The sequence below is a fragment of the Nitrobacter sp. 62-23 genome, assembly GCF_001897285.1.
Taxonomy (GTDB): Bacteria; Pseudomonadota; Alphaproteobacteria; order Rhizobiales; family Xanthobacteraceae; genus Nitrobacter.
The window spans coordinates 1-9893 of record NZ_MKSM01000024.1; the positions used below are offsets into that span (position 1 = coordinate 1).

6 protein-coding genes and 1 pseudogene (1 of these 7 running past the window's edge) are annotated in these 9893 nt (G+C 64.0%); 2 read left to right on the plus strand and 5 right to left on the minus strand.

Annotation, left to right across the window (positions count from 1 at the left end):
• Positions 1 to 776: acetyl-CoA C-acyltransferase (locus BGO16_RS02715; protein ID WP_292617064.1), on the plus strand; the 776-nt coding region annotated here is incomplete at its 5' end.
• Between the two features lie 201 nt (positions 777 to 977).
• Here the strand turns inward: BGO16_RS02715 and BGO16_RS02720 are convergent.
• A complete protein-coding gene (locus tag BGO16_RS02720) occupies positions 978 to 1382 on the minus strand; it encodes a hypothetical protein (protein ID WP_292617066.1) in 405 nt (134 codons plus the stop codon).
• A gap of 201 nt (positions 1383 to 1583) precedes the next feature.
• On the opposite strand from BGO16_RS02720, the gene glpK reads away from it, so the two are divergent.
• Positions 1584 to 3086, plus strand: a complete 1503-nt coding sequence (gene glpK / locus BGO16_RS02725; RefSeq protein ID WP_292617067.1) for a glycerol kinase GlpK — start codon at positions 1584 to 1586, stop codon at positions 3084 to 3086.
• Between the two features lie 14 nt (positions 3087 to 3100).
• On the opposite strand, the gene metH is transcribed toward glpK, so the two are convergent.
• The 4 genes and pseudogenes from metH to BGO16_RS02745 form a co-directional block, all read right to left on the minus strand.
• Entirely contained in the window at positions 3101 to 6958 is a 3858-nt protein-coding gene (gene metH, locus BGO16_RS02730; protein WP_292617068.1) for a methionine synthase, read from the minus strand.
• A 154-nt stretch (positions 6959 to 7112) separates the two neighbouring features.
• Positions 7113 to 8027: a methylenetetrahydrofolate reductase [NAD(P)H] gene (gene metF, locus BGO16_RS02735; protein WP_292617070.1), complete on the minus strand. Its 915-nt coding sequence runs from the start codon at positions 8025 to 8027 to the stop codon at positions 7113 to 7115.
• A 336-nt stretch (positions 8028 to 8363) separates the two neighbouring features.
• Positions 8364 to 9224 (minus strand): prephenate dehydratase, encoded by an 861-nt coding sequence (locus BGO16_RS02740; RefSeq protein WP_292617071.1) that lies wholly within the window; start codon positions 9222 to 9224, stop codon positions 8364 to 8366.
• A 40-nt stretch (positions 9225 to 9264) separates the two neighbouring features.
• Positions 9265 to 9893, minus strand: a pseudogene (locus tag BGO16_RS02745) (3-deoxy-manno-octulosonate cytidylyltransferase) (it continues 66 nt past the right edge of the window).

Consider the following 9893-nt stretch of genomic DNA (forward strand, 5'->3'; position numbering starts at 1 on the left):
TGCTCGAGATCAAGGGCGAGGTCTACATGCCGATGATCGACACCGCCGAAGTGGTGGCGAAGCGCTATGGCATCCCGCGCGAGGCGCAGGACGAATACGCATTGGAAAGCCAGCGCCGCACGGCTTCGGCGCAGCAGGCCGGCAGGTTCAAGGATGAGCTGGCGTCGATCCCGACCAGGATGGCGGTCGTCGACAAGGAGACCAGGCAGGTTTCATACAGGGATGTGACGCTGTCGCAGGATGAAGGTCCGCGTCCGGATACCACGGCGCAAGGTCTCGCCAACCTCAAGCCGGTGCGCGGCGAGGGTTTCACGATCACCGCCGGCAATGCCAGCCAGTTGTCGGACGGTGCCAGCGCCGCCGTCATCATGAGCGACAAGGAGGCGGCCAAGCGCAATCTCAAGCCGCTCGGCATCTTCCGCGGTTTCGTCGCCGCCGGCTGCGAGCCCGATGAAATGGGCATCGGTCCGGTGTTCGCCGTGCCGCGCCTGCTCAAGCGCCACGGCCTCACCGTCGATGACATCGACTTGTGGGAACTGAACGAGGCGTTCGCGGTGCAGGTGATCTATTGCCGCGACAGGCTCGGCATCGATCCGGAGAAATTGAACGTCGATGGCGGCGCGATTTCGGTCGGCCATCCCTACGGCATGTCGGGCGCGCGCCTTGCCGGCCACGCGCTGGTCGAGGGACGGCGCCGCAAGGCGAAATATGCCGTCGTCACCATGTGCGTCGGCGGCGGCATGGGCGCGGCCGGGTTGTTCGAGGTGGTGCAGTAAACCGCGGATGCGCGGACCCTGAATCCCCGGAAGGATGGATGGACTTCCGGATCGCCGCTTTCGCGGCGTCCGGTATGCATCGCTTGGAGCGTTTTCGAGCGAAGTGGATACCGGTTCGCGTGGAGAAAACGCGTCAAATCAAAATCATAGAGCCCCGCTTCTGATTCCGTCAGAAGCGGGAAGACTCTGACGCGCCGGGCCTTACTCCGCCTCGATCTTTGTAATGGTTTTGGGGTCGCCGCTTTCGCTGACCGAGTACTTCACCTTGTCGCCGGCATGTACGGTCTCGGATAATTTGAGGTCGATCTTGAACTGCTCGGTCGGGCCATCGGCTTTTGCCTCCGGTTTCGGCGCCTCGGCTTTCGGCACCTCGACCTTTTCTCCCCCTGCTTTTGCGCCATCCGCAGCTTTCGCTGCATCCTTCGCCGCATCCGGCTCCGTTCGAATCGCGATCGTGCCGTTGAGCCGGTCGACGACCGTCACCAGTCCTTTATGGGTCCCCGCCGGCGGCGGCGTTTCCTTGATCGCGGGCGTTTTTTGGGCATGGGCCGTCGCACCGGCGATCGCGAGCGCGGAGCCAGTCAGTATGATCTTTACCAGTCTCATCGAGGGTCTTTCGGTTGTTGAAGGGTTATGGACAAGAGAGGATGGTTTGTTCCGCAAGGGCCTGATTGGATGAGCCGTCATGTATCTTACCTTGTCGCGACGAGGAACGTGAATCAAAACGGATGTACTCCGGCTTGACCACCGAGACGCAATCCGCTTGCCTTGCCGATCGTCACGCATGCTACTTCTGGAAAAACCATCATGGCCACCCATGTTCTCGCCATCGATCAGGGTACCACGTCCTCGCGCGCGATCGTGTTTCGCGACGACATCTCCATCGCCGCGATAGCCCAGCAGGAATTCCCGCAGCACTTTCCGGCGTCAGGCTGGGTCGAGCACGAGCCGGAGGATATCTGGACCTCGACGGTTGCGACCTGCCGCGAGGCGATGACGAAGGCTGGCGTCACGCCGAAAGACATCGCCGCCATCGGTATCACCAACCAACGCGAGACAACGGTGGTCTGGGACCGCGCCACCGGGAAGGCGGTGCATCGCGCCATCGTCTGGCAGGATCGCCGCACCGCGGATATCTGCGCGCGGCTGAAGGCCGACGGCCATGAGCCCGCGATAGCGGCGAAGACCGGCCTGATCGTCGATCCCTATTTCTCCGGCACCAAGGTCGCCTGGATTCTCGACCACGTACCCGGCGCGCGCGCACGCGCGCTGCGCGGCGAACTGATGTTCGGCACCGTGGACTGCTATCTCCTGTGGCGGCTGACCGGCGGCAAGGTCCATGCGACTGACGCCACCAACGCCTCGCGCACGCTGCTGTTCAACATTCACACCGGGCAATGGGATAACGAGCTTCTGGACGTCCTGAAGGTGCCCCGCGCGATGCTGCCGGAGGTGAAGGATTCGTCCACGCATTTCGGCGACAGCGTGGCCGGGCTGTTCGGCGCGCCGATCGCAATCCGGGGAATCGCCGGCGACCAGCAGGCCGCCGTGGCGGGGCAGGCGTGCTTCGCCCCCGGCATGATCAAGTCGACTTACGGCACCGGCTGTTTTGCGCTGCTCAATACCGGCGCGACGCCGGTCGCCTCGAAGAACAAGCTGCTGACGACGATCGCCTGTCAGTTGAACGGCCAGCGCACCTACGCGCTGGAAGGCTCCATCTTCGTCGCAGGCTCCGCGGTGCAGTGGCTGCGCGACGGCCTTGGTCTGATCAGGCAGGCATCCGAGACGGGACCCTTGGCCGACAGGTCCGACGTTACGCAATCGGTCTATCTTGTGCCGGCCTTTGTCGGCATGGGCGCGCCTTACTGGAATCCGAATGTGCGCGGTGCGCTGTTCGGCCTGACGCGCAACACGGGACCGGCTGAACTCGCTCACGCGGCGCTGGAGAGCGTCTGCTACCAGACGTTTGATCTGTTGGCGGCGATGCGCGCCGACTGGCCGGACACCGCCGCCCACACCGTTCTGCGCGTCGACGGCGGCATGACCGCCTCGGACTGGACCATGCAGCGCCTCGCCGATCTCCTCGATGCGCCGGTCGACCGCCCCGTCATTCAGGAGACCACGGCGCTCGGCGCGGCGTATCTGGCGGGGCTATCGGCCGGTGTTTTCCCGGAGCCTTCGAAATTCGCCGACAACTGGCGGCTCGAGCGCCGCTTCAAGCCCGTCATGAGCGCGGCGACGCGCACGCGAAAACTCAAAGGTTGGGCGGCGGCGGTGCGCGGCGTATTGGCGAGCGACGAGGCGGGGTAGGAGGTCTGCACCGGTTATCCCGCTTGCGCCTTGGTCTTGCGAAGCTGCAAATGGACCGCGCACTGGCAGCCGGGCGGATGGTTGGCGACGTCGGCGGTAGCGTCATTGGCGGGGGCGGGCACCGGCGTCGCGGCAGACTTTCCGGACCGGCCGGGAATGTAGTTCAAAATCGACGCCAGCCAGCGCTCGATCTCGGCAACCTCCATCCCCTTGCGCGCGGCGTAGTCCTCAACCTGATCGCGCTCGATCTTGCCGACGCCGAAATACTGGCTCTCGGGGTGGCTGTAATAGAGACCGGACACCGAAGATCCGGGCCACATCGCAAAACTCTCGGTCAGTTCGACGCCGGTGGCGCGGGTCGCATCCAGCAGGCGGAACAGCGTCGCCTTCTCGGTATGATCGGGCTGCGCCGGATAGCCGGGCGCGGGGCGGATGCCTTTATATTCTTCCCTGATGAGTTGATCGTTGGTCAGCGCCTCGTCCGGTGCGTAGCCCCAGAATTCCGTGCGCACGCGCTGATGCATCCGTTCGGCGAAGGCTTCGGCGAGGCGGTCGGCCAGCGCTTTCACCAGGATGGAGGAGTAGTCGTCATTGGCGTTCTTGAAGCGCGCCGCGATTTCGTCCTCGCCGAGCCCGGCGGTGACAGCGAATCCGCCGATATAGTCGGCAATGCCGCTCTCCTTCGGCGCGATGAAGTCCGCCAGCGCCGCGTTATGGCGGCCTTCACGCTTCTCGAGCTGCTGGCGCAGCGTATGATAGGTCGCGATCTGCGTGGTGCGGCTCTCGTCGCTGTAGACGGCGATATCGTCGCCGATGCGGTTGGCGGGCCAGAAGCCGATCACGCCGGAAGCCTTGAACCACTTTTCCTTGACGATTCGATCCAGCATCTTGCGGGCGTCGTCGTAGAGCGCGCGCGCGGTCTCGCCCACCACCTTGTCGTCGAGGATCGCTGGGTACCGTCCGGTCAGCTCCCAGACCTGGAAGAACGGCGTCCAGTCGATCACCTCCACAAGCTCTTCCAGCGGATAATCGGTAAAGGCTTTGGTTCCAAGGAATGTCGGCTTGACGGGGCGATAGCTGCTCCAGTCGATCGGCACCGCATTGGCGCGCGCGGCCTTGAGCGGCAGTCGCTTCTTGTCCTGCTGGGCGCGGAAATGGGCTGCGGAAATCTTCTCGTATTCGGCGCGCACCCCGGCGGCGTAAGCTTCGCGCCGCTCGGGCGACATCAGCGAGGCGACCACGCCGACGGCGCGGCTGGCATCGTTGACATGCACCACCGGGCCGCTCCGGTAATTCGGATCGATCTTCACCGCGGTGTGGACGCGGCTGGTGGTGGCGCCGCCGATCAACAGCGGCAGGTCGAGGCCCTGTCGCTCCAGCTCGGCCGCGAAATAGCCCATCTCGTCCAGCGAGGGCGTGATCAGGCCGGAGAGCCCGACGATGTCGGCCTTCTCGGCCTTCGCGGTCTCGATGATCTTGGCGGCCGGCACCATCACGCCGAGGTCGATCACCTCGTAGTTGTTGCACTGGAGCACGATGCCGACGATGTTCTTGCCGATGTCGTGGACGTCGCCCTTCACGGTGGCGAGCACGATCTTGCCGGCGGACGTGCTGCTTGCACTGTCGATGCCGGCGGCCTGGTTGCGCGCCTTCTCCTCTTCCATGAACGGCATCAGATAGGCGACCGCCTGCTTCATGACGCGCGCCGACTTCACCACCTGAGGCAGGAACATCTTGCCGTCGCCGAACAGGTCGCCGACCACGTTCATGCCGGCCATCAGCGGACCTTCGATCACCGACAGCGGGCGGTCCGCTGTCTGCCGCGCTTCCTCGGTGTCCTGCTCGATATATTCGGTGATGCCGTTGACCAGTGCATGAGACAGCCGCTTCTCCACCGGCCATTCGCGCCATGAGAGATCGGCTTCCTTGGCCTGCTTGCCCTGACCACGGAATTTTTCCGCGAGATTGAGCAGGCGCTCCGATGCGCCCGGATCGCGGTTGAGGATGACGTCTTCGCAGACCTGCCGCAGTTCGGGGTCGATGTCGTCATAGATGATCATCTGCCCGGCGTTGACGATGCCCATATCCATGCCCGCCTTGATGGCGTGATACAGGAACACCGAGTGCATCGCCTCGCGCACCGGCTCGTTGCCGCGGAACGAGAACGACAGGTTGGAGACGCCGCCGGAAATATGGGCGTGCGGCAGATTCTGGCGGATCCAGCGCGTCGCCTCGATGAAATCGACCCCGTAGTTGTTGTGCTCCTCCAGACCCGTCGCGATGGCGAAGATGTTCGGATCGAAGATGATGTCTTCCGGCGGAAAGCCGACCTTCTCCGTCAGAATGTCGTAAGCGCGTTTGCAGATTTCCTTTTTGCGTTGACAGGTGTCGGCCTGCCCCGTCTCGTCGAACGCCATCACCACCACGGCCGCGCCGTGGCGGCGCGCGATCCGCGCCTCGTGGAGAAACTTCTCCTCGCCTTCCTTGAGCGAGATCGAGTTCACCACCGGCTTGCCCTGAATGCACTTCAGTCCGGCCTCGATTACGGAGAACTTGGACGAATCCACCATCACCGGCACGCGGGCGATGTCGGGTTCGGACGCGATCAGGTTGAGGAAGGTGACAATCGCCGCTTCCGAGTCCAGAAGGCCCTCGTCCATGTTGACGTCGATGATCTGCGCGCCGTTCTCGACCTGGCTGCGCGCCACGTCGAGGGCCGCGGTGTAGTCGCCTGCCTTGATCAGGTTGCGGAATTTCGCCGAGCCGGTGACGTTGGTGCGTTCGCCGACATTGACGAAGGGAATGTCCGCCGTGAGCGAGAACGGCTCCAGCCCCGACAGCCGCAGCCGCGGGGCGATCACCGGCACCACGCGCGGCTTGTGCGGCGCGACGGCGGCGGCGATCGCCGCGATATGATCGGGCGTAGTGCCGCAGCAGCCGCCGACCACGTTGACGAGGCCGGCAGCTGCGAACTCGCCGATCAGTTGCGCCATGTAGTCGGGGCTCTCATCATACTGGCCGAATTCGTTTGGCAGGCCCGCATTCGGATAGGCGCACACCAGCGTATCGGCGACGCGGCCGATCTCGGCGACATGCGCGCGGAGGTCTTCGGCGCCCAGCGCACAGTTGAAACCGATGGTGATCGGTTTCGCGTGCCGCACCGAGTGCCAGAACGCTTCCGGCAACTGGCCCGACAAGAGCCGCCCGGACTTGTCGGTGATGGTGCCGGAGATCATCACCGGCACGTCGACGCCGCGCTCCTCGCCAATCTCGGCGATGGCGTAGAGCGCGGCCTTGGCGTTCAGCGTGTCGAAGATGGTTTCGACCAGCAGCAGGTCGGCGCCGCCGTCGAGCAGGCCGTTGATCTGCTCGCCATAGGCCTTGCGCAGGTCATCGAATGTGACGGCACGGAAGCCGGGATTGGCGACATCCGGCGAGATCGACGCGGTACGGTTGGTCGGGCCGATGGCGCCGGCGACGAAGCGCGGCCTGCCGTCGCCGGATTCCGCGCGCTTCGCGGCATTGCGTGCAAGTCGCGCGCCCTCGCGGTTGAGTTCGTAGGCGAGGTCCGACATCTCATAGTCAGCCTGCGCGATCGAGGTCGAGGAAAACGTGTTGGTCTCGACGATGTCGGCGCCGGCCTTGAGATATTCGTAGTGGATGTCCTCGATCGCCTGCGGCTGGGTGAGGATGAGAAGGTCGTTGTTGCCGCGCACGTCGCGATGAAAATTTCTGAACCGCTCGCCGCGAAACGCCGCCTCGTCGAGTTCGAGCCGCTGGATCATGGTGCCCATGGCGCCGTCGAGCACCAGAATGCGCTCGCGTGCAAGGGCGCGGAATTTGTCGGCTACTGAGGTTGCTTTGTCGATCACGAGATCACCTGATTGCAATTCGTCATGGCCGGGCATAGCCGTTCGAAGAACGGCGTCGCTTTGCTCGCCTGTGGTCCCGGCCTCCACGTCTTTTCCAAGATATCGACTGCCAAGACAGGGATGCCCGGAGGACGGGCCTGACGGAAGATAAAAATTATGCGGCCTTCCGCGCGGCGTCCGGGCGGATGCCGAGCAGATGGCAGATCGTGAAGACGAGATCGGCGCGGTTCATGGTGTAGAAGTGAAACGCATCGACGCCGCGCTTGGCGAGCTTTTGCACCTGTCCCGCCGCCACAGTCGCCGCGACCAGCTTGCGCGTTTCGGCGTCGTCGTCGAGGCCCTCGAATTTTTCAGCGAGCCAGGAGGGCACGGTGGTGCCGGCCCTGGTCACGAAGTTCCTCGCCTGCCTGAAATTATGCATGGGCATGATGCCGGGCACGATCGGAATGTTGATGCCACGGGCGCGGACGCGATCGAGATAGCGAAAATAGAGGTCGTTGTCGAAAAACACCTGGGTAATGGCGCGGGTCGCGCCGGCATCGACCTTGGCCTTCAGGACATCGATGTCGGCATCGATGTCGGGGCTTTCCGGATGCTTCTCGGGATAGGCCGAGACCGAGACTTCGATATCGCCGTGCCGCCGCTTGATGCCGGCGACGAGATCGGCCGAACTGCGATAGCCTTCGGGGTGGGTGCTGTAGACGGTGCCGATGCCGCCCGGCGGGTCTCCCCGCAGCGCGACGATATGGCGGACGCCGATGTCACGATAGCGGCTGACGATCTCGTCGATTTCCCCGCGCGCGGCGCCGACGCAAGTCAGATGCGCCGCCGGCCGCAGTTCGGTTTCGGACAGGATGCGCGCGATCGTCGAATGGGTGCGTTCACGGGTCGATCCCCCGGCGCCGTAGGTGACGGAGACAAAGCTCGGGTCCAGCGGCGCGAGGCGGGTGACGGTGTTCCACAGATTGCGCTCCATCTCCTCCGTCTTGGGCGGGAAGAACTCGAACGAGATCGCGGGGCGTCTTTGCGCGGCAATGTCGTCATGCACCGGAGCGGAAGGGTCGATCATCGCTCGTCAAACTCCACTTCGTCGGCCTCGATATCTTCCGCAGGACGAGTCACTTCGAAAAGTGAGCGCCGCCTCGACGGCCGGCGGTTCAGTCAAGGCATTCCAAACAGAGTAGCCCAGGAGTCTTGCCTGATGTGATGGGAAATAGCCCAACCGTCATGATATATAGGGCGAAAGATCTCGATAAACTTGTCTGGTGGGCAGCGATTATGCCAAGTAACTCATTGGTTAGGCTACGCTAATTTATAAAAAAGTTTTTGGGAAAAAAGAATTTATCAAAAAACAGTAGTCAGGCTGCCCAACTATGCCGAGGTGCGAGCGCGCGGCAGGCTGCGATCAGCCCGCCTGTTCGCGGAAGGTCGCACGGAACGGGTGGGCCGGATAGACCCCGACGATACGAAGCTCCTTGGAGAAAAACTTCAGCTCCTCGAGCGCGAAAGTCAGCCCGCGGTCGTCGGGGTGGCCTTCGACATCGGCGTAAAACTGCGTCGCGAAGAAATTGCCGTCGACCATGTAGCTTTCGAGTTTTGTCATGTTGACGCTGTTGGTGGCGAAGCCTCCCATCGCCTTGTAGAGCGCGGCCGGCAGGTTGCGCACCCGGAAGACGAAGCTGGTGACCAGCGGCCCGGATCCCTGTTCGGCCCAGCGGGCCTCTCGCGCCAGCACCACGAAGCGCGTGGTGTTGTGGGCCTCGTCCTCGATGTCCTCGGCCAGGATGTCGAGGCCGTGGATGTCCGCGGCAAGGCGCGAGGCGATCGCCGCGCAACTCCTGTCGCCGCGCTCGGCGACGAGGCGCGCCGCGCCGGCGGTGTCGCCGGAAATGATCGGTCTGATCCCGAGCTTGCGGATGATGCGGCGGCATTGCCCCAGCGCGTGAACGTGACTTTCGACGGTCTTGATGCCGGCGAGCGCCGCGCCGCGCGGCGCCACCAGTTGATGGCGGATCGGCAGGAAGTATTCGCCGACGATGAACAGTCCGGATTGCGGCAACAGGTAGTGAATATCGGCGACGCGACCGGCCACCGAATTCTCGATCGGGATCATGCCGAGGGCGGCGTCGCCGGAAGCGATCGCGGCGAGAGCGTCCTCGAAGGTCGCGCATGGCAACGGCTCGGCGTCGGGATAGGCATCGGCAATGGCGATGTGCGAATTCGCGCCAGGCTCGCCCTGGAATGCGATTTTCATGGTCTGGGTCATCAGGTCTTCTATCAGCCGCTCTGGTTTTGGCGATAGCTTTTTAGCGGGCGGTTTGGCGGGAGGCGGCGAGCAGCCGGCGAGCGGTTTCGAGGTCGGCGGGAGTGTCGACGCCACGCGGCACGTCGTCCACAATCATGATGTCGATTCGCATTCCGTCTTCCAGCGCCCGCAACTGCTCGAGCCGTTCCTGTTGCTCCAGGGGCGAGGGCGGCAGTTCGACAAAGCGTTGCAGGGCTTTGCGGCGATAGGCGTAAAGCCCGATGTGGTGGTAGCGCGGCCCGTCGCCGTGCGGGGCGGTCGCGCGGGTGAAATAGAGCGCGCGCAGCCGTCGCGGCGTGACCTGCGATCCCACGGCCTTGACGACGTTTGGATTGACGGCTTCCTCGTCGGTGTGGATTTCGGCGGCCAGCGTCGCGATGTCGACTGCGGGGTCGGCCAGAGGCTGGAGCACGTCACGGATAATGTCGGGGCGGATGGTCGGGAAGTCGCCCTGCAGGTTGACGATTGTCTCGATGCGGCCTTCGGGATCGAGCCTGCCGAGCGCCTCGAAGATGCGGTCGGATCCGGACGGGTGGTCGGCGCGCGTCATGATCGCTTCGCCGCCATGGGCGGTCACCGCGGCCGCGATCTCGGACGTGTCGGTGGCGACTGCGACGCGGCCGATACCGG

What these genes read in the sequence shown, in the direction of transcription:
- BGO16_RS02720 (WP_292617066.1), bottom strand. Translation starts at nt 1,382, where the DNA reads ATGAGACTGGTAAAGATCATACTGACTGGCTCCGCGCTCGCGATCGCC.
- glpK (WP_292617067.1), top strand. Translation starts at nt 1,584, where the DNA reads ATGGCCACCCATGTTCTCGCCATCGATCAGGGTACCACGTCCTCGCGC.
- metF (WP_292617070.1), bottom strand. Translation starts at nt 8,027, where the DNA reads ATGATCGACCCTTCCGCTCCGGTGCATGACGACATTGCCGCGCAAAGA.
- BGO16_RS02740 (WP_292617071.1), bottom strand. Translation starts at nt 9,224, where the DNA reads ATGACCCAGACCATGAAAATCGCATTCCAGGGCGAGCCTGGCGCGAAT.